This window comes from Bacillus luti (assembly GCF_009739945.1).
GTDB classification, from domain to species: Bacteria; Bacillota; Bacilli; order Bacillales; family Bacillaceae_G; genus Bacillus_A; species Bacillus_A luti.
Window position 1 is genome coordinate 4245752 of sequence record NZ_CP040336.1, and the last position, 21177, is coordinate 4266928.

The following is a 21177-nucleotide window of genomic DNA, read 5'->3' on the forward strand; positions in this document are numbered from 1 at the left end:
AAGAAAAAAGCGGAGACCTATCGTCTCCGCTTTTTTTACATCTTATTCTAAAAATACAAGAGCTTAACACTCTCAAATTCATTATTTTTTCGGGCGTCTAAATAACAACGCACCCATAATTAATGCGAACATACCTGCAATAGTAGAAGTAGCTTCAGTTGATGCTCCTCCTGTTTGAGGAAGTGATTTTGATTGCTTATTATTCTCTTTACTAGATGGTACTTCAGATTTATTTTGTGCTTCTACTTTATCTTGAGCCTCTGGTTTGTTTGAAACTTCCGGTTGCTCTTTTACTTCTGGTTTTTCTAGCACATTCGGCTCTTCTGTTACCTTTGGTGCTTCCAATTGTTCTTCTTGTAACTCTTCTGTTGCTTCAACTTCTACTTGTTCTTCTTTTGGTGTTACCCAAATTTCCGGTTTGTCTGTTACCTCTGGTTTTTCAAGCTCATTCGGCTCTTCTGTCACCTTTGGTTCTTCCGGTTTTAATGACTCTTCCAGTTCTTCTGTTGTTTCTTCTTCTATCTGTTCTTCCTCTAGATCTACATGAATTTCCGGCTTTTCTGTTACCTCTGGTTTTTCAAGCTCATTCGGCTCTTCTGTCACCTTTGGTTCTTCCGGTTTTAATGACTCTTCCAGTTCTTCTGTTGTTTCTTCTTCTATCTGTTCTTCCTCTAGATCTACATGAATTTCCGGCTTTTCTGTTACCTCTGGTTTTTCAAGCTCATTCGGCTCTTCTGTCACCTTTGGTTCTTCCGGTTTTAATGACTCTTCCAGTTCTTCTGTTGTTTCTTCTTCTATCTGTTCTTCCTCTAGATCTACATGAATTTCCGGCTTTTCTGTTACCTCTGGTTTTTCAAGCTCATTCGGCTCTTCTGTCACCTTTGGTGCTTCCGGCTTCTCTAGCTCTTTCAACTCTTCTGTTGTTTCTTCTTCTACTACTTCTTCTTTTGGTGTTACCCAAATTTCCGGTTTGTCTGTCACCTCTGGTTTTTCAAGCTCATTCGGCTCTTCAGTTACCTTTGGTGCTTCCGGTTTTTCTAACTCTTTCAAGTCTTCTGTTGTTTCTTCTTCTACTACTTCTTCTTTTGGTGCTACCCAAATTTCCGGTTTATCTGTTACCTCTGGTTTTTCAAGCTCATTCGGCTCTTCTGTCACCTTTGGTGCTTCCGGTTTTTCTAACTCTTTCAAGTCCTCTGTTGTTTCTTCTTCTACTACTTCTTCTTTTGGTGCTACCCAAATTTCCGGTTTATCTGTTACCTCTGGTTTTTCAAGCTCATTCGGCTCTTCTGTCACCTTTGGTGCTTCCGGTTTTTCTAACTCTTTCAAGTCCTCTGTTGTTTCTTCTTCTACTACTTCTTCTTTTGGTGCTACCCAAATTTCCGGTTTATCTGTTACCTCTGGTTTTTCAAGCTCATTCGGCTCTTCTGTCACCTTTGGTGCTTCCGGTTTTTCTAACTCTTTCAAGTCCTCTGTTGTTTCTTCTTCTACTACTTCTTCTTTTGGTGCTACCCAAATTTCCGGTTTATCTGTCACCTCTGGTTTTTCAAGCTCATTCGGCTCTTCCGTTACCTTTGGTGCTTCCGGTTTTTCTAACTCTTTCAAGTCTTCTGTTGTTTCTTCTTCAATTTCTTCTTCCTCTGGTTTTACCCAGATTTCCGGTTTGTCTGTTACCTCTGGTTTCTCTAACACATTCGGTTCTTCTGTCACCTTTGGTGCTTCCGGTTTTACTGACTCTTCCAGTTCTTCTGTTGTTTCTTCTTCAATCTTTTCTTCTTCTGGTTTTACCCAGATTTCCGGTCTGTCTGTTACCTCTGGTTTTTCTGGCTTATTCGGCTCTTCTGTCACCTTTGGTTTTTCCGGTTTTACTGACTCTTCCAGTTCTTCTATTGTTTCTTCTTTACCTTGCTCTTCTACCTCTGTTGCTTCATGGATCTTTATATTTGTAATATCATATCCATTAACTTTCGACTGATATCCCGATACAGGTTGTTCTTTCACTTCATACTTATAAGCTTTTCCTTCATTATCAACTGCTGCTAAATTTTCAAACTCATATTTCCAACCATTTGCCGCAGTAACTTCTTTCGTTGCAATGACTTTACCATTTTGCAGTAAATCTACTTTAATGTTTTCTGGGCGATCGTTTATTTTGTCGTCTTTCCACGTTTTCGTTCCTACAACAGATGTAGTTTTTAACTTATTTGGGATCATAAGTTTTATTCCGTTTATATCATCCTTCTTAATTGTGAAAGGAATTTTTGCTTTCGGATCAAACTCTACGTAGTTCGGGGCAGAAATTTCTTGCACATAGTAATTGCCTGGAGTAAGATTCGGAGCTTCAACTATTCCTTCTTCATTTGTTGTATAAGAATCACCAATTTTCTGTCCTGACTCTGTATACAATTCAAAAGAAACACCTGGGATAACTTTCCCTTCGTTTCCTTCAATATGCTTAACAATTTGCAGCGTTCCTTTTGCAGGTAAATCTCCTTCAGCTCCGCCGCCAAATGATATATTTTCAACCTGTGCACTATTAGTTTCAGTAATAGGTTTCTCATATAAAATTTGATAATCAAGTTTATAGTCATTCTGTAAATATTTTAACTTTTTTCCACTCTCAGTTATAGTTGATTTATAGGAAACGGTAAATGAAGTAGCGTTCGCCATATGTCTATAAATTACAACTTCAAATGAGTTATCACCCGTAAACTTTATAGTTCCATATCCTCGCTGTTGAAATTGCTCAAGAGACAAATATTCTCTACTATTAATAGTTATATTAAAACTATCTTTATTAAGCATTTGTCCTTCTTGTAAAGTATCTTTCAAAACAATATTGTCATGTAAATATTGTTTCTTTAAATTGAAATTTAAAAACCAACGTACTTCATCACTTTTGTTTGGCTGAATATCACCAGCTTTATAGAAAAAGATTCCCGGTTCTGTACCTTCCCCTTTCGGGTGTGTAACACTTACCGTTTGTTTTTCTAAATTTGTTCCTAAATTCGTTTGTACATCTTTCGTTTTTCCTGATTCTACATTCGTACCTTGAACAGTGAAATTAAAGTTCCCTCGAATATTTTCAAGCTTCTCTACTGTATCGTTAAATGTACAAACTACATTATTTGTATTGATCTGACACGTACCGAAAACACGCCCTGATTCATCCTTCAATGCAATCGTGCCACTATAGCCCATTAATTCTGGAGGAAGCGATAGCGTTAATGTGTCCCCTGACTTCATTTTCTTTCCAGGTTTTTCACTAAAGTTTACATGTATACTAGTCTTTTCCCCATAATTTAATTTTGTTTTTTCAAATGCAAAACTATCAACAAACCCTGCCGTGTTTAACTCTTGAGCATGCCCTATGATAGGCAGAAAAACCTGCCCAATGATAACAGTAAAAATAAAACAAATTACAGATATTCTTTTTAAATATGTACTCATAACGCCTCCAATTTTAATTATCACTTTGTTCTGTTGTTACATCTTCTCTCTCTTTAACCACCTTAAAAAAAGTTACGACTAGATTATTTGCAGCATCAAATGACCATTAGTCACGCAACGTAAAGCGATAAACAACACAATTCATTAATCATTCACTTACTAAATCATGTCGTTCCACTGTACTTCTTTTTGGGCAGCCAACAATAAATATTAATACTTATAAAAATATATTACAAGACTAGCTATTTAAACTTATTTTTGTTACTATTTTAGTAGTAACCTTTTCAAACCAAGTGACCATTCCGCTCATAAGGTCATCTGATGACTAACTATCTTTCTTTTCCAATATGCCCCACAACACTCTCCCTCAAATTTATTTATTCCACTCATACTAAACTATGAATATATTTCGTAATTACAAAAAGACTTCTATTTAAGACATAAAATATGATTTCAATGCCTCAACACTAAAATAGGATGTACATATTATTTTTTAATCAAACTACCTCACTTGATCATTCTAAAAAAACAAGGCTATCTTTCCTTAATAAGAAAGATAGCCTTGTTTATATAGACAATCACTTACTTTTTCGCGCCTTTCAACGACTCTCTCAGTACAAATTTTTGTAATTTCCCACTCGCATTACGAGGAAGTTCATCCACAAATAAATAATGACGCGGACGTTTATAATCTGCTAATTCATCACTTTCTTTACAATATGTTTCTAAATCAGCTTCTGTTATTGTTTCATCTTTCTTCACAACAACTGCCACAACACGCTCTCCCCATAATTCATCTGGCTCACCAAGTACTGCAACATCTAATACACCAGGATGACTATGAAGGAAATCTTCAATTTCACGAGGATAAATATTAACTCCACCGCTAATCACCATATCATCAACGCGATCTGCAACGAATAAATAGCCGTCTTTATCGAAGTAGCCTAAATCACCAGAATGATACCATCCTTTATACATTGATTTTGCATTTGCTTCTTCACGGTTATGATAGCCAGCCATCATAGTTGGGCCGCGTAAAATAATTTCTCCTACTTCATAAGGTGGCAATACATCATCTGGTTCTGCCGGTGCATCTTCATTCGGTTTTACAATACGAATTTCATGACTAAAACATGGCGTTCCTGCTGAACCGGCTTTCGTAATTTGATCCTCTTCTACTAGAAATGCAACAACTGGCCCCATCTCTGTCATTCCATATATTTGAACAAGATCAATATAAAGACGTTCTTTACATTCCTTCACTAGCGCTGGTGCCATCGCAGCCCCGCCATAAACACCGATCTTCATCGACGTTAAATCATACTCTGCTAAATCTTTTTGCAGTAACATATTCCACATCGTTGGCGCTGCAAAGAACGTTGTAATCTTCTCTTCTTGAATCGTATGTAATACTGTTTCTGTATCAAAATGATGTAAAATAACATTCTTCCCGCCAACTTGAATACGCGGGATGATTCCAGCGTTTAACTCACCGCAATGATATAAAGGTGCGACTACAAGCCCGACACTATCTCTATGATATTTTAGGAAATACGTACAAATCATACTATGCTCCGCCATATCGCGATGGCGATGCAGCACACCTTTCGGATGACCCGTCGTACCACTCGTATAAAGCATAGAACAATAATCCATTTCATCAATTGCAATATCTACTTTTTCAGAAGATGCTGCATTTACTTTTTCATGGTAAGAGCTTGCATAGGAAGGTGTATCGTCTTCTACATACCAAAAAAACGAATTAGGAAAATCTCGTTCAATCATAGCAACAGTTGACTCCACTGCTTTTTCAAAGACAACTACTTTTGAGGATGCATCCTGAAGGATATAAGATACTTCTTTTGCCTTTAAGCGAAAATTAATCGGGTTAAAGATCGCACCAATTTTCGCACAAGCTAAGTAAACGTTTACAAATTCACGGCAATTATATAAGTAAACAGATACACAATCTCCCTTTCTTACCCCTTCTTCTAATAGAGCGTGCGCCGTTTTATTTATTTGTTCATCCCACTGTTTATATGTCCAGCGAATATTTTTTTCCGGTTCCACTAACGCCTCTTTATTTGGATACTTACCAACAGATAAATCAAATATTCTCCCTATCGTCATGTACATGCCAACATTTTCCCCCTTTTCTCTTTCATAAATCTATCATTTCGTCTATAAGTAGACATTGTCCTCTAATAATTTGACTAATTTTTCTGATTATTATCGACATAGTTTTACAAACGATGCTGCATCTTGGTAAGTGAAATTATATTAGCGTTTTTTCGAATATATCAACTTACCAACAAAAACTAACAATATAAAGTGAAACTTTAATCAGTGGGGGTTTTCTTCATCCCCCACTGATTATTAGCCTTCACCAATCGGACTTTTATGGGCAGCCCGACCCCCACCTAACTTCTTTGCTTTCGCTGAATTTTGAGGTGGGGGTCTTACTGCCCATTAAAGCGGGATAAAAAAGAGATTGTTCCTAATTGGAACAACCTCTTCACTCTTACACAAATAGCTCTTCTAAAATTTTCAGTTTATCTTCTGTATATTTCACAAAGCCATCGTTATATGATTTTGGATCTTTCGGATTCGCAAAGTGCGTAATTGCACCTGTCTTCGGATGAACGAACTTACTTGAAGCACCACATCCAAGTCCGATAATCGATTGTACTTCTTCCATAATAACAATGTTGTAAATACTTTCTTGCGTCGGAATTGCATAACCAACGTTTTCTAAGTTACCTAAAATATTCTTTTGACGATATAGGTAATATGGTACGTAATTATGCTTTTGTGTCCATTCTTCTGCTTCGTGCATCATCGCTGTAATTTCTTCACGACCTGCCACTTTATATTTACGTTTGTTTTGCGTCATTTCAGAAGCACGTTTAAATGATAACGTATGAACTGTTAATGATTCTGGCATTAACTTTTCTGTTTCATCTAACGTATGCTTGAAGATTTCTAACCCTTCACCAGGAAGACCAATAATTAAATCCATATTAATATTGTTCATTCCCATTTCACGAGCTAAATGATACTTCTCAATTGTTTCTTCTACAGTATGATGACGTCCAATTGCTTTTAGTGTTTCTTGATGGTATGACTGCGGATTAATACTAATACGGTCAATATTCCATTTATTTAACACTTCTAGCTTCGCTGGCGTAATCGTATCTGGGCGACCTGCCTCAACTGTCACTTCACGCACATTTTTCACATCTGGGAACGCTTCATACATTTCTTCATACAGCATATCCATCTCTTCTGCTGTAATACTTGTCGGTGTACCGCCGCCGTAATAAATCGTCGTAACTTTCACACCTTTTTCTTTTAAAAACTTACCAATTTCACGAACTTCATAATGTAAACCACCTAAGAATGAATCAACTGATCCTTGGCGTCCGTTAATTGCATAAGCTGGGAATGTACAGTATGCACATTTCGTCGGACAAAACGGAATACCGATATAAATACTTACTTCCTCTTTCAAGCGGTATAAATCTGGAACAACCGCTAATTGGCAATCAACAATACGCTGAAGAAGTTCAATTTTCTCTTCATGAATTAAATAGCTTTCACGAAGTTCTTTGTGTGCTTCTTCTTTTGACATACCATTTTGAAGCATTTTGTGAAGAAGTTTCGTTGGACGTACTCCTGTTAAAATACCCCAGCTTTGTTCAAGTCCAGTTAACTGCTGAAGGACAGAAAGATATACATAAGAAACAACGTGTTTCACTTGCTTCATACGCTCTTTTTCATCTGTAAAAGCAGATAAATCTTTCGCGAATGTTTCTTCATACACATTTCCTGTGCTAACATCCGTTAAACGAGCTGATGCTTTCACATTATCCTCAATGTGAATATCAACGATAAGATTTGCTTCCTCTTGTTCAAATCCAATCGTACTATCTTCAAAAAATAAGCCGCCAATATTTTGTAGCGGACGTAAAAAACGATCATCTTGTAACGTTTTAATTGAAATTAACAACATTATCACCTTTTCATTTGCAAACTCTCTTTAGTTTACTTGAAGGGCGTTTGCAGGTCAATACAGAAGCTTTTACCTTATTTTTATATTCTATTTACAACTGAATAAATATTGCTTCTTCACGAAACTACACTAATACGAACAAAGATGCTAACGATTGAAATTGAATCTTAAACGCACAAAAAAAACGTAGCCAAAAAGCTACGTTTTCCTTTTATCGTCTCGATGTGTTTTTATGATTTTTCAAAAATGGAAGCGGGAATTGCTTACGGAAATGTTCTTTAATCATGTACTCCACACCATTTTCACTATTTGAACGTGTAATCCAGTCTGCTGCTTGCTTTAACTCTACAGGTGCATTCCCCATCGCTACCCCAAGCCCTACATTTTCAATTACTTCTAAATCCTCCATACTATCCCCAATCGCAACCATTTCATTTAGCGAAATATTTAAATGCTCTCCAAGCAATTGTAATCCACGTAATTTTGATACATTTTGCGGCAAAATTTCTATTCGTTTCGAATCACACTCCACATACTCTATATCTTGGAACGCTTTTCTTAATGTATTTAGCCCTCTTTCTTTTTCACCTTTACTATGGAAAATCACATCAATTTTTGGCGCGGCTACTGGATGATCACGAAGCGCATCCCCTAACGAATCTACAAATTGAACCGGATAAAATAGCGGATCTGCGCTTGATAATACAGTACGCGCAATTATGTTTGGTGTATTTCTCTCGCGATTCCCTATCGAAAACCGTTCATGGGCAATACGTACGTTACAATCAAAGTGCTCCAATACTTGCACAATGTTAAAAGTCTTCTCTTCAGATAATCTCCTTTGAACATACGGCTTATCTAACGTTGCTGAAACGAAAGCACCACCGTGTGTCACTAATATAGAATCTAATTTTAACGCTTTTGCTACTTTATGAGCGGACTGAAAATTACGGCTCGTAAATAATGTAACGTATACATCTTTTCTTTTCACAAATTCAATTGTTTCTCGTAATCCTTTTGCAATTTTTCCATTGTTGTATAGTAGTGTCCCATCTATATTAAGAGCTAGTAAGCGATAAATCATGTCGCACTCCCCCTCTTCGCTGTTGTACTCTATCCATAATTTATGAAATAAATGTAGCAAATAGAACGAGTTAGAATTACTACTGAAAATTTGGTTTACTATATACATATACAACCGGTAAAGGAGATAGTACAATGCAAGCACCACCTTCTTTTTACGAAGGCGATACGTTAGAAATCGCAAAAAAGTTACTCGGACAAAAACTTGTACATATTGTAGACGGCATAAAACGAAGCGGCATCATTGTAGAAGTGGAAGCATACAAAGGTCCAGATGATAAGGCTGCACATAGTTACGGAGGCAGACGAACAGATCGTACAGAAGTCATGTTTGGTGCACCAGGGCATGCTTACGTATATTTAATTTATGGCATGTACCATTGTTTTAACGTCATTACAGCACCTATTGGCATCCCGCAAGGAATTCTCATTCGTGCTCTTGAACCTGTAGATGGAATCGAAGAAATGAAACGAGCGCGCTACAACAAAACCGATCTCACAAAAGCGCAGTACAAAAACTTAACAAACGGCCCCGGCAAACTATGCCGTGCACTTAGCATCACTTTAGAAGAACGCGGTGTATCATTACAAAGTGACACGTTACATATTGAATTAATGCCAGAAGAAGAACACATGTCATCACAATATAAAATAACGGCAGGACCTCGTATTAACATCGACTATGCAGAAGAAGCTGTTCATTATCCGTGGCGATTTTATTACGAGGGGCATCCTTTTGTTTCAAAATAAAGGAACCATTTCATACTTCATCACACGTCAAAAAACCGAGACCCAAGATTGGATTTCGGTTTTGTTTTATTGCCAAAGAAAAAATTTTGAAAGCATTATTTTTTTAGTGCATTATAATTTTCCAAATTAAATCTCGACAGAATGAAAGTTCCTGTTGGTGTTAAAAGTTGCGAAATAGATTGTAGGACCTGAGGGAATTGCGCTAATTCAATAGGATGCGATATTAGAATGTACTGGAACTTTTGATCAGTAAATACCTCATGTAACTTGTCATACGCAACAGAAGTTGTAGGAGCTGTCCGATTTGCAAGAGCTGCCGCTTTTTCATTCACTTCTGCCCCGAATAAGGAAGCCTCTGGATAACACCTTTTCATTTCTAACAAAGTTGCACCGCATCCAGCTCCTAGATGAAGAACATTTACTTTATCAGGCGCAAATCGCTCTAAAATTGTTAGTAAATCATAATGAATGTATAAACCTTCACCATAAAATCCCCATTTTTCATGCAATTTTATATTATTCGCATGTAAAATTACGGAAAACTTCAAACTATCTTCCTTCCACGAGACGCTTCCATAGTGATGAATAAATGTATCTCTACATAAATACAATTTATATCCTTTTTCAAAAATTCTTAATGACAAATCATCATCTTCATAATTCCCTGGTGTAAATCGTTCATCTAGTAATCCAACTTCATCTAACACTGATTTTTTTATAAGCATACAAAATCCGATTAATTTCATACGTTCTTCCCATTTATTTTTATCACTTTGATTATATAAAGTTGCAAAAGTCTGCATCTCTTTCATATCTTTATAAAAGGTCGGTATAGCAGTATAGTAAGCAGCATTATTAGTTACGGGCCCTACCGCTCCAGTATCCTCACTTTCATACAGACACCGAATTAAGTTACTTAACCAATTTTCAGTTACGACCACATCATTATTTAATAATAAAATGTTATCGCCTTTTGCTTCTTTAATTCCCTGATTGCAGCCTTTTGGAAAACCCATATTTTCCGCATTTTCCACTAGCAAAATATCCGATTGTTTTTGTAACCATTCTACAGTACCATCTGTTGACGCATTATCGACAACTATTAATTCATATTCTTTTTCCTCTGTATAAGTTCTAATACTTTGGATGCATTCTTTTGTATATTGTAATTGATTATGCGTCAATATAATTATACTTGTGAGCATGAAACAAACTCCTCTCTGCAGCCAAAATGATTATCAAATACTATTTTTTGAATACACTATCAAAATATTTTCTATTATATTCAATACTTGGATTATTAGGTATGAACTTTGCAGCTTCTTCATTATGATAAATTGCCTTTTCATATTCTTTTATTCGATCATAGCAAATACATAATTGAATATGTGGCAACCACGTATGACACTCTTCCCGGACAAATGGAGAATCTTTCGGTCTTGGTCCGTCAATTGCTGCATGGTACCAATATATTGCTTTAGAGTATTCACCTTGTTGCAAAAACACACGTCCTAAATGACAACAAAGTTCTCCTCTCGGTATGTCATACATAAATGATTCTAAACAAGAATCGATCGATTGTTTAAGATTCTCCAATGCCAAATAACATTCGGCTCTTTTTAAACAAGCTTGAATATTATCTTCAACCCAACCCTTTCCTTCATCTAAAAACTTGGTATACCCCTGAATAGCTTTTTCATATAACCCGTGATCCTTACATTCATTTGCATAATAGTACACATCACGAGGGCTAAATTCTTTTCCACTTTCAAGATGTTTTTCGTATATTTTCAAATTACGATTCGTATATACTTTTACTTTTTTATGACTTACCCCAACATCACTATTTATAAGGTTTCCATACACCTCTAAATATTCGTGAATAAATCCATGCCATTGAAAATTTCTACTTCTTTTAACTAATCGATATCTCCTTAAAGAATGCGTTGGTTTTCCTTCTGCATCAAAAGTTAAGTAATAATGCATCGATACTGCATCCGTACTACGATGTAACGTATCTTTTAACTGCAGAAATTTCTTTCTATCCTCCGTAGCTATTATGTCATCTGCGTCTAGCCAAAGAATATATTCCTTTGTAGCTTTAGAAAACGCAAAATTTCGTGCCGCTGAAAAATCTTCAATCCATTCAAAATCATATATTTTTGCATCATACTTCTGCACAATTTCTTTTGTAGCATCTGTGGAACCTGTATCTACAATAATAATTTCATCCACAATACCTTTGACCGATTCTAAGCATTTTGATATCGTTTGTTCCTCATCTTTTACAATCATACATAAACTAATAGCAATTGAGTTTCCCATCATATCCCCCCTATCCTTTTGATATATATGTTTAGAGGGAAAATTATATTTCCTTTGCTTCACAGTTGCGTTTGGATAGAGGCATTTTATAAGGAGATTACGCGGCAATAAAAAAAACGAAGCTTGAATAAAGCTTCGTTTTTTTTCCTACTGACGTTAGTCACTTATTTCTTTATGGGCGAAAGTGTCAATCTGCACCTTCCGCAGTCGCAATATTATCCTCTAAATTTTCTCTTGATAATTCAGCTGCCATAAAATCAGCTGTTTCTGGAAGTGCTAAATGCATATGAGCTTTTTGACAAATTTGGATCGTACAGTTTTCAACAACATAGTCGAAAACATGTCCGCCCCCACTTCTTTCATCATCAATGTAATGTAAGTGGAATCCGGCTACACCAATACCTTGCGCATAATCTGGCGTCCAAAATCCAGCGAGCGTACCTTCTGTATTTTTAAATGAAAAGATTGGCTGTGATTTCGTCACTTCAACAAGTGGTGTATACGGTTTTTCTTGTCTTGGAACAGTTCTCGTCCTTACTTCACGGAACGTACCGTCCATTCGAATACCGTAAAATAGGTTTTTACTAGGCATTAATTCATGTAATAAAGCTTCCACTTCTTCACGTTTCATCGGACGCTCTACTGTATAACTCATTTCTTTTTCAAAAAACGTTACCGTCGCAAACGGTGTTGTTTCTTCTGGCTCCACTTTTTCTGCCGAACCGTCTGAACGTAAATGATAAAATTCGTTATCAAACGCAATCATTTCACCATCTAATTGATCAAAAGTGCCGATACCGAAATCACCACGTTCCTTTAGTTCCTCAAAGCTAATCACACCATCATATATACCATCTAATAGCGCAAGCATTGTAGATGTTTGATATACTTCGTTACTCATTTTCGTTCTTTTTGCATCAATATCAATTAATTGCGCAACAGTCATCTCAACCATGCCTCCATTAGTTTAATTGGTTTGGTAATAATTTTTCACTTAATTTAATGTTGTCACGGTAATCGATTGGAATATCAATAATGACAGGGCCGTCTGCTGCTAGTGCTTCTTTTAATACACCTTCTAATTCATCAGGCGCGTTAACACGAAGACCTGTCGCACCAAAACTTTCTGCATATTTCACAATATCAACATCACCGAACTCTGTAGCCGATGTTCTACCGTATTTCATCATTTGTTGGAACGCAACCATATCATACGTACCGTCTCTCCATACAAGATGTACGATCGGAGAATTTAAACGTACCGCTGTTTCTAATTCCATCGCTGAGAATAAGAAACCACCGTCACCTGATACGGAAACTACTTTTTTACCTGGTTCTACTAAAGTAGCAGCAATTGCCCAAGGAAGTGCAACACCTAACGTTTGCATACCGTTACTAAATAATAACCTACGTGGTTCATAAGAACGGAAACATCTTGCCATCCAAATGTAATGGGAACCGATGTCACACGTAACAGTTGTATCATCATCAATTAAAGAACGCAGTGTACGAATAACTTGAAGTGGATGCGTAACACCTTCTGATGCACGATTTGGAACTTCTGCTTGTTCTGATAATTTCGCACGTAATCTTTCTAATACTGCTTCTGATTTCGAACTTAATACAAGTCTCGGTAATTTCTCCGCAATACTATTTACAGTTAAAGCGATATCACCAATTAATTCACGTTCTGGTTGGTAATCATGGTCGATATCTGCTTGATGGTCATCAAGATGAATAATCGTTCTGTCTCCAAGTTTATTCCAGAATTTCGGATCATACTCAATTGGGTCATAACCGATAGAAATAACAAGGTCCGCTTCTTCTAGTAAAATATCACCTGGTTGGTTACGGAATAATCCAACGCGGCCAAAGAAATGATCTTCTAACTCACGTGAAATGGCACCAGCTGCTTGATATGTTTCAACGACAGGAAGTTCTGTATCCGCAATTAATTCACGAACAGCTTTCGTCACTTCATTTGTACTTGCTCTCATACCAAGTAAAATAACTGGTAATTTCGCTGATTTTATTTTTTCTACTACATATGTAATATCATGTGTGGGAGCGATTCCAAGCTGTGGCTTAGAAAGCGCACCGATAGACCCTACAGTCGTTTCCGCAGTCATAACATCTTGCGGAAGACTTACTAAAGTAGCGCCTGGATTTGTAGAAGTCGCACTTCGGAATGCATTTGATAATGCTTCTGGCACATTATCAGGATGCTCTACTTCTACGCTATATTTTGTGATTGGTTCGAATAGTGCAGCATTATCCATAGATTGGTGCGTACGTTTTAATCGATCTGTACGTGGAACTGCACCAGCTAAAGCAACAACGGGATCACTCTCCGCATTCGCAGTAACAAGACCTGTCGCTAAATTTGATGTCCCTGGTCCTGAAGTTACAAGACATACGCCCGGTTTCCCTGTTAATCTACCAATCGCAGCTGCCATAAATGCTGCGTTTTGTTCATGACGACAAACAATTAACTCTGGTCCTCTTTCTTGCAGTACATCAAATACAGAGTCAATCTTCGCTCCTGGAATACCGAAAACATGTGTAACACCTTGTTTAATTAAACAATCAACAACAAGATCTGCTCCTTTTGTTTTTGTCTTCACGTCGTTTGCTTTTACACCTGTACTCAAACTAATCACCCTTTATTTCATAATGTGTGTAATAAAGATTTTTAACTTCACCTAGTTAATTAACGTAGTGAAGTATTGTTTATCATTATATTACAAATGCATTATTTTTCCAATGATATGAATTTGACAGTTTTTTGACAAGCATCAAAGAATACGCTTACAACCCTTTATTTATCCTAGAATAATATTTTTATATCTCCTCTAAAAATACACAAAAAACTTCCATTTCATCACAGTATAAAAAAAATCACAGTACCTTGCAAAGAATACTAGCAAATGATATATTTGTAAATATTGGAACACCCATTAATTGGAATAAAGTTCATGATTAGTATATCGCCCTTTCAAAAAAGAGAGGATTCTCAGCTTTAATTCATCATTTTATAAAGGACAGTGATTGTAATGAACAAAAGTGAATTTTTAAGCCAACTTAGTTCCTCCCTACGGAATATGCCTAATTTAGAAAAGGAGGATATTATCTCAGAGTACGAAACTCATTTTATTAGTGGTAAACAAGATGGAATATCTGAAGAGGAAATTTCTAAAAAACTAGGAAACCCTAAAACGATCGCTAAAGAACTTAATGTTTCATATGCAATAAGCAATGCTGACAATAAACGAAGCTTTAAAAATATGATAACCGCACTTTTTTCTGTTATGAGCTTAAGTGTTTTAAACTTTGCCTTTATCATTATCGCCTTTTTCGTACTACTCTTTTTATTACCGATTCTACTAGCACTGATCATCGCTACTCCAATATTAATTATTTCACCTATTTTATTAATAGGATTAGGATTCTTTAAAGGGTTTCATCAAATTAGTTATTCCGATGTTTATAATGTGTTCATCGCTTTTTGCGTCGGTTTACTGATATCCGTCATATGTTATCAAATGGTAAAACATCTATATGCACTTTTAGTAAAGTATTTGAAATGGAATATTGCTATTTTACAAAGATAATAAGGAGATTAATATGAAAAAGTATATTTTATACCCAATTATGTTACTCACTATTGTATTTCTATCAGCTTGCTCAAACAGTTCACAACCTAAGGAAGAAAACGATGTACAATCTATTAAAGATGTTTCGATTAAAATTCCGGAAACTATATTCACTTCCTCAAAAAAGAATGAAACTATTAACGAAGACGAAATGAAACAAAATATAAAAACGTATTTAGATTATAGCGGAGAGCTATACGAAAACATAGTTCCACTTTCGTCAGCTATGTCTGACGAGAATGCTACGGAATCTGATCGGGAGAAATTAAAACAACTAGTAGATTTAGCGCAACAAAACGATGCGAACTTCCATAATTTTATTAGTAACAATACGATCCCTAATGATTACAAACAGCCTTCGAAGGAAATTCATGAATATATTTCATCATCTACGGCACTTTCAGTAGAACTAGAGCAAGAACTAGACAAACTCGCTGAAGATGGTAACTTATTCAAGACTGATTTTTCTTTTACAAAACACTTTGAGAAAGTTAATGGTAGGAAGCAAGAAGAAATTGAAAAGTTTTTGAAGGAAAAGAACATTGAGACTGAGTATTTCAAAAAATAACGTTCTATACAAATATCAAATGCCCTAAATAAAAAAGACGCCCCATCCAAGGGGCGTCTTCCACTATTACGCTTGTTGTTGCGCGTTATATAATTCTTCAAGTGGCTTCATGATAATTTTATTAATGTCACCAACTACAACGTTTAGACGTTGCTCAGTTTCCATTAATTTTGTGATTTTAGCATCTTGTTGAATGCGAACTACAACTTCTTGTGCTTGTTGGTTATCTTCTTCAGTGATTTCTTGACCTTGCATCATTTTTTGTTGTAGGCTAAGTTGCATTGTACGGAACTCATCGAATAAGTTCTTTGAAGCTGCATCAGCTTGAACTGCTGCGTAGCTTTCTTTTAACGTTTTGAAGTCTTCGTTTTCAGCGATTGCTTTTTGTAATTCATATGCAACATCATGAATGTTTTTTGTCATTTTATTTTTCCTCCTTTAGAAGGCTAGCACTTGTCATGCGCACTGCCTTTTAAGTACGTTTTCATACGCACCTCTTCTTACCATATCAAACTATGCAAGAGATGTGAAGAAATTTCACTTTTATTTCTATGTACTCATCTTTATTACTTAAGAAACAACAGTAACAATCCTTGCACAAGTCCGATCATTCCACCTAATAATGCTCCTAAATACGTAATCATTTTCAGTTCATTTTTTGTAATGGACAGAACTAGATCTTCTAGTCTCTCTGTTGAAAATGTAGATACTTCTTGCTGAACAATTTCCGCAAGATGTAGATTGTTTAGTATGCTCTCTACATTTTCTGTTCCCCACTTCAAGCCTTTCGTTACTATGCTTGGAACCACTTTTTCAAGTATTATTTCTCGAACCGGCTCACATACTTGCTGAACAGACTGACTTAAAAATTTACTTACTGTTTCTTCTACTTTAACAGCTGACAGCACGGAGCTTACAATCATTTCTTTCTCTACAAATACTTCTACTTCTTTAACATCTCTTCCTTTTAACTTTTCCCACTCTTTTTGCAGTACGTCAATTAAAATTTGCTTCGTGCCATCTTGTCCTAAAAACTTAATGACTTCTGGCTGCACACGATCTACTACACTTACATTTCCTAAAAACATCCCGACTAAGTTAAGTAGCGTTCCGCGAGAAGCGAAGAAATCATCAATCATTTTTGAAAGACGTGCTTTCCCTTCTTCACTTTCAAAAAACTCAATTCCTCGCTTTAAAATAAACGCCGAAATATTCGGAATCACACGCTCTACTTTTTCATGGACAGAATGAGGTAAAGCTTGTTCCCATGTATATGTATAATACTCTGCTAAAAATGCCTCTACTTTTTCTGTAATCACACGTTCGATTTTTTCTGTTGCCTCTTCTTCTACATGCGATACATTCCATTTTTCTAACATATGTCGCAGTGACTGTTCATTCGTCATTACTTTATCCACTTCTACTTGTGTCCATTGAATTAAACTTTTTTGAAATTCTTCATTTGTTAGCTTTTTTCCGATTCCTTCAGGCGTTAACAAATGCTCGACAACCATTTTTCCTAATTGAACAGCAAGCTCATCTCGGCGTTTCGGAATTAATCCTGGCGTAAATGGGACTTGAAACTTCCCGATATAAATAGGACGATGAGGACGAAATAACATTTTTATCGCTAAATGATTTGTGAATCCTCCAATAATTGCTCCGAGCCCTGTCGTCGTTAACATACTTAACCATGTATTCATTATAATCAACCTTTCGCTTCTCCAAAACTATAGCATATCATCATACGGACAAAAGTATAATGGTATAAAAACGTATTTGCAATATATAGCTTCGCCTATTATGCAAATGTTTGTAAAGGAGTGATTTCGTTGGTTCTTGGTCTTTTAACTTCTCCAATTCATTATGAGCAAACGTATTACACCGAAATCGCGAAACGCGCTCGGCTTTATCATAATGTCGTTGCCCAGTTTACGCCATTTAGTATTGATCCTAAAACAGACCTTGTTTCTGGTCTTATTTATGATACAGATACAGGAAAATGGAAAGAGCAAACATTCCCGATTCCTTCTTATATATATGATCGTTATTCTTTTCATGAGGAAACAGACTTTGAAAAAGCAAAACCAATTATCCAATCGTTACACAACCGCCCTACCACTACCTTTTTAAATAACACACTCATTGACTTAAGCGAACTACATGATTTGTTTCTCACTAATAAAAAGTTATCTCCTTATATACCAAAATTCGAAATAGCAACGATACAAAACATTTTCAAACTATTATTAAAAACAAAGGATATTATTATACGCCCTACTAATGCACATTCCAATGAAAGTTTGTACCGGGTCGCTTATAAAAATAAAACATTTTATATCGATACAATACATGAAACATACCATACCTCTACTCAATTCAAGCGGACAGATGAATTTATATGTTGGTACAAATCTAACGTACATTCAGCACGTTACATCACACATACGATGCTCCAACCACCAAATCAATTAACATACCCACTCCACATTCGAACTATTTTGCAAAAAAGTAAAGAACATACTTGGAACGTTATCGGTCAATTTATACAAACGAGCTCATTTCCGAATCAATTTTTACTTTCAGCAACAGATGATTCCTCACTGCATTCATTTTCAAAAATTAAATATGTACTATCTAGTACTGGCGTTCAACTATTACAAGACGCTTTACATGACATTATCAATGAAGTGTTTCAAACATTGGACCACTCTTATACTTCCTTATTCGAACTAGAACTTTCCACTATTATGGATCAAAAAGGAGCTATTTGGCTTATGTATGTAAACACAATTCCCCCTTATGAACGCTACATTCGTCATAGTGATGCATTAGCTGAAAAAATCTTTCACGGACCACTAAAGTTTAGCCGTTTTACACCATAACGAAAGGAGGAAACCTTATTTTGAAAGAGCACATATACATTAAATATTTCAGATGAACATCCAAATAGTATTACTTTACCTTACGTTTTTTCTATTACACCACCTATTACATCCCTATCCTTCGGCATACGTCATGTTGCAAGTGAAGATGTAAAAATTCATTATTCTTTTACTCGCGAAATTATGATTGGAAAACATATTGCCGAAAAACTTTTACTCCCTGAGTCCACTACCATTCATGCCTTTACACAAAATCAAACCATTATTTTCGGACCATTAATCGGCATTTTCACAACGGGCTTCAACGATGACTCACCTACTCCTTTAGGAAACCGGTCAACGTCTCTCAGTGAGTTACTAACACCACCCTTCACGTTACGACCATTCGTATTCGTCTTTGGCGTTCAACATATACACTGGGAAGAAGAAACAATTGAAGGGTTTTTCTTTCAAGAAGGAACATGGCAAAAGAACAAAGTCCCTTTACCAAATGTCATTTATGATCGATTACCAAACCGCCAAGCAGAAAATTATAAACCAATCGTCAGAGCAAAAAGAAAATTAGAACATGACTACGCTATTCCGTGGTTTAATCCAGGGTTTTTCAACAAATGGGAAGTTCATCAACTTCTCATGAAAGACGAGTCAATCATGCCTTTATTACCAAACACAGAAGCATTTCAACACTTCGAACAAGTAGAACGATTTCTCGGTACGTATAAATCCATTTACATGAAACCGATACATGGTAGCTTCGGAAGAAATATTCATCAGCTATTTTACTCTCAAACAGAAAATTGCTACTACTGTCGTTATCGCGAGAATGAAGAAAATAAACTAAGAAAGTATCAATCATTGGAAACACTTCTGAACCATGTATTAAAAGGACATGATTTAAAAAAATTTATCGTACAGCAAGGTATTTCGTTACTCCGCTTTGACGGGCAACCTGTTGATTTCCGTATTCATACAAATAAAAATCATTTCGGTAATTGGGTCGTCAGTGCCATCGTCGCCAAAATCGCTGGGAAAGGTAGCTTAACGACTCATGTAAATAGCGGCGGTGACACAAAATTACTGCAAGAGCTTTTTCCGGATTCAACGAAACAAGTTCAAATTGAAAACAAATTAAAACAAACAGCCTTGCAAATCAGTTATGCACTGGATGAGCAAGTAACCGGAAACATTGGCGAAATCGGTTTTGATATCGGTTTAGACACACAGGAAAATCCGTGGCTATTTGAAGCAAATTCTAAACCAGGGCGAACTGTATTCCAAGATAAAAAGTTAAAAGAGCAGAGTGAATTGACGCGCCAATTATTTTACGAATATGCCATCTACTTAACTGAACATTCTTTGCGTGATTCGAAAGAAAAAACATCTCACATACAATCCAAGTCTGCTCCTAACACTGGAAATATTCCTTCTCCTATGATTCACTCACAAATACAAAAACAAAAACTTCCACCTAAATGATAAGGTGGAAGTTTTTGTTTACACGAGTTTTACTGCAACGTCTGTTTCCACATGACACACACCGCAATAAAAAATATGATTGCAATATTCTTGTGAATGATTATGTGTTAAACCATCCACTGCACTTAATAATTCTTGATCCATATACGCGCTATAATCGTCTATGTAATCTACAGCCTTCCCATAATCTTGGAGTATACCTTGGCAATTTTGACAAGAATATGTTTGTAATTCTAATGCATTGCAAAGCGGGCAAATTCCCATCATGATTCCTCCATACGTTATCGTTTAAAAACTTGTACAACCTTTTCTCTTTAAATTAGAAGAGACCATCTAACCATGCACCACTAGTTAAAACAGGACTATGAAGTTGTTGCCGATTTATTTTTCATTTTACGAAGCTGCAATTTATCTCACTTTCATACATCATAAATAAGAAGCTAATAATTAGCTAAAAAATAGCGGGTTACAACGAGAACAACCTATCTCATATCGCTCTTAGTTTAGCCTTCTTTCTTAAAAATACAACGATTACTCTTATTTCATAATTTACGAAATCGCTAATATTTTTTTACAAAATTTACAAATTATTATTTCGTATATCTTTCTAGGTAACATCCATACTATGAGTACAAACTTAATTACCGATGGATTAGCGCCAACCGGGGCGATAATCTGGTTCAACTCCAGCTAGTCCAACCAAAAAAACTTTTATACTCTAAGGAGGATATATTCCTATGGCAAACCAAAGTTCTTACAATCAATTAGTAGTACCAGGAGCAACAGCTGCAATCGATCAAATGAAGTACGAAATCGCTCAAGAATTTGGTGTACAATTAGGAGCAGATTCTACGGCTCGCGCTAACGGTTCTGTTGGTGGAGAAATTACAAAACGTCTAGTTGCAATGGCTGAACAAAGCCTTGGCGGATTCCAAAAATAAATATATATGGCAAAAAGGTCTCAAGGCATATGCC

General features: G+C 36.1%; 16 protein-coding genes and 1 pseudogene. 6 read left to right on the plus strand and 11 right to left on the minus strand.

What is annotated here, in order from left to right:
• Nucleotides 1-81: 81 nt before the first annotated feature.
• The 4 genes from EUC40_RS21515 to EUC40_RS21530 all read right to left on the minus strand — a co-directional run bounded on the left by EUC40_RS21515 (nucleotide 82) and on the right by EUC40_RS21530 (nucleotide 8546).
• Nucleotides 82-3447 carry a Cna B-type domain-containing protein gene (locus EUC40_RS21515; protein ID WP_156576553.1) on the minus strand — a complete coding sequence of 1122 codons (3366 nt, stop codon included), beginning with the start codon at nucleotides 3445-3447 and terminating at the stop codon, nucleotides 82-84.
• Nucleotides 3448-4029: 582 nt separating this feature from the next.
• Nucleotides 4030-5586: a fatty acid--CoA ligase gene (locus EUC40_RS21520; protein ID WP_156576554.1), complete on the minus strand. Its 1557-nt coding sequence runs from the start codon at nucleotides 5584-5586 to the stop codon at nucleotides 4030-4032.
• Nucleotides 5587-5971: 385 nt separating this feature from the next.
• A complete protein-coding gene (locus tag EUC40_RS21525) occupies nucleotides 5972-7462 on the minus strand; it encodes a coproporphyrinogen III oxidase (RefSeq protein ID WP_156576555.1) in 1491 nt (496 codons plus the stop codon).
• Between the two features lie 211 nt (nucleotides 7463-7673).
• Entirely contained in the window at nucleotides 7674-8546 is an 873-nt protein-coding gene (locus tag EUC40_RS21530; protein WP_151627772.1) for a Cof-type HAD-IIB family hydrolase, read from the minus strand.
• 134 nt (nucleotides 8547-8680) lie between these two features.
• Between EUC40_RS21530 and EUC40_RS21535 the strand changes: the two genes are divergently transcribed.
• Nucleotides 8681-9295, plus strand: a complete 615-nt coding sequence (locus EUC40_RS21535) for a DNA-3-methyladenine glycosylase (RefSeq protein ID WP_151627771.1) — start codon at nucleotides 8681-8683, stop codon at nucleotides 9293-9295.
• 95 nt (nucleotides 9296-9390) lie between these two features.
• Here EUC40_RS21535 and EUC40_RS21540 read toward each other — a convergent pair whose 3' ends face one another.
• From EUC40_RS21540 to alsS, 4 genes are all read right to left on the minus strand, one after another.
• Nucleotides 9391-10500 carry a glycosyltransferase gene (locus tag EUC40_RS21540; protein ID WP_156576556.1) on the minus strand — a complete coding sequence of 370 codons (1110 nt, stop codon included), beginning with the start codon at nucleotides 10498-10500 and terminating at the stop codon, nucleotides 9391-9393.
• A 40-nt stretch (nucleotides 10501-10540) separates the two neighbouring features.
• Nucleotides 10541-11620: a glycosyltransferase gene (locus EUC40_RS21545; protein WP_084064530.1), complete on the minus strand. Its 1080-nt coding sequence runs from the start codon at nucleotides 11618-11620 to the stop codon at nucleotides 10541-10543.
• A 187-nt stretch (nucleotides 11621-11807) separates the two neighbouring features.
• Nucleotides 11808-12566 carry an alpha-acetolactate decarboxylase gene (gene alsD / locus EUC40_RS21550; RefSeq protein WP_156576557.1) on the minus strand — a complete coding sequence of 253 codons (759 nt, stop codon included), beginning with the start codon at nucleotides 12564-12566 and terminating at the stop codon, nucleotides 11808-11810.
• 16 nt (nucleotides 12567-12582) lie between these two features.
• On the minus strand, nucleotides 12583-14271 hold the full coding sequence (gene alsS / locus EUC40_RS21555) for an acetolactate synthase AlsS (RefSeq protein ID WP_156576558.1): 1689 nt from the start codon (nucleotides 14269-14271) through the stop codon (nucleotides 12583-12585).
• 402 nt (nucleotides 14272-14673) lie between these two features.
• Between alsS and EUC40_RS21560 the strand changes: the two genes are divergently transcribed.
• Both EUC40_RS21560 and EUC40_RS21565 read left to right on the plus strand, forming a co-directional pair.
• The gene (locus tag EUC40_RS21560; protein ID WP_156576559.1) at nucleotides 14674-15231 is read left to right on the plus strand and encodes an HAAS signaling domain-containing protein; all 558 of its coding nucleotides are present in this window, start codon (nucleotides 14674-14676) and stop codon (nucleotides 15229-15231) included.
• Nucleotides 15232-15244: 13 nt separating this feature from the next.
• Entirely contained in the window at nucleotides 15245-15841 is a 597-nt protein-coding gene (locus EUC40_RS21565; protein ID WP_156576560.1) for an NDxxF motif lipoprotein, read from the plus strand.
• Between the two features lie 66 nt (nucleotides 15842-15907).
• Here the strand turns inward: EUC40_RS21565 and EUC40_RS21570 are convergent, their stop codons facing one another.
• Complete coding sequence (locus EUC40_RS21570) at nucleotides 15908-16264, minus strand: YlbF/YmcA family competence regulator (RefSeq protein ID WP_000164613.1); 357 nt, start codon at nucleotides 16262-16264, stop codon at nucleotides 15908-15910.
• 143 nt (nucleotides 16265-16407) lie between these two features.
• Nucleotides 16408-17544 carry a DUF445 domain-containing protein gene (locus EUC40_RS21575; protein ID WP_156576561.1) on the minus strand — a complete coding sequence of 379 codons (1137 nt, stop codon included), beginning with the start codon at nucleotides 17542-17544 and terminating at the stop codon, nucleotides 16408-16410.
• A gap of 129 nt (nucleotides 17545-17673) precedes the next feature.
• On the opposite strand from EUC40_RS21575, the gene EUC40_RS21580 reads away from it, so the two are divergent.
• Complete coding sequence (locus EUC40_RS21580) at nucleotides 17674-18726, plus strand: YheC/YheD family protein (protein ID WP_156576562.1); 1053 nt, start codon at nucleotides 17674-17676, stop codon at nucleotides 18724-18726.
• 20 nt (nucleotides 18727-18746) lie between these two features.
• Nucleotides 18747-20202: pseudogene (locus EUC40_RS21585) on the plus strand (YheC/YheD family endospore coat-associated protein).
• 18 nt (nucleotides 20203-20220) lie between these two features.
• Here the strand turns inward: EUC40_RS21585 and EUC40_RS21590 are convergent.
• Entirely contained in the window at nucleotides 20221-20466 is a 246-nt protein-coding gene (locus EUC40_RS21590) for a hypothetical protein (RefSeq protein ID WP_156576970.1), read from the minus strand.
• Nucleotides 20467-20939: 473 nt separating this feature from the next.
• Here EUC40_RS21590 and sasP point away from each other — a divergent pair, with 473 nt between their 5' ends.
• Nucleotides 20940-21143 carry a small acid-soluble spore protein, SasP family gene (gene sasP / locus EUC40_RS21595; protein WP_000013349.1) on the plus strand — a complete coding sequence of 68 codons (204 nt, stop codon included), beginning with the start codon at nucleotides 20940-20942 and terminating at the stop codon, nucleotides 21141-21143.
• The last annotated feature ends 34 nt before the right edge of the window (nucleotides 21144-21177 follow it).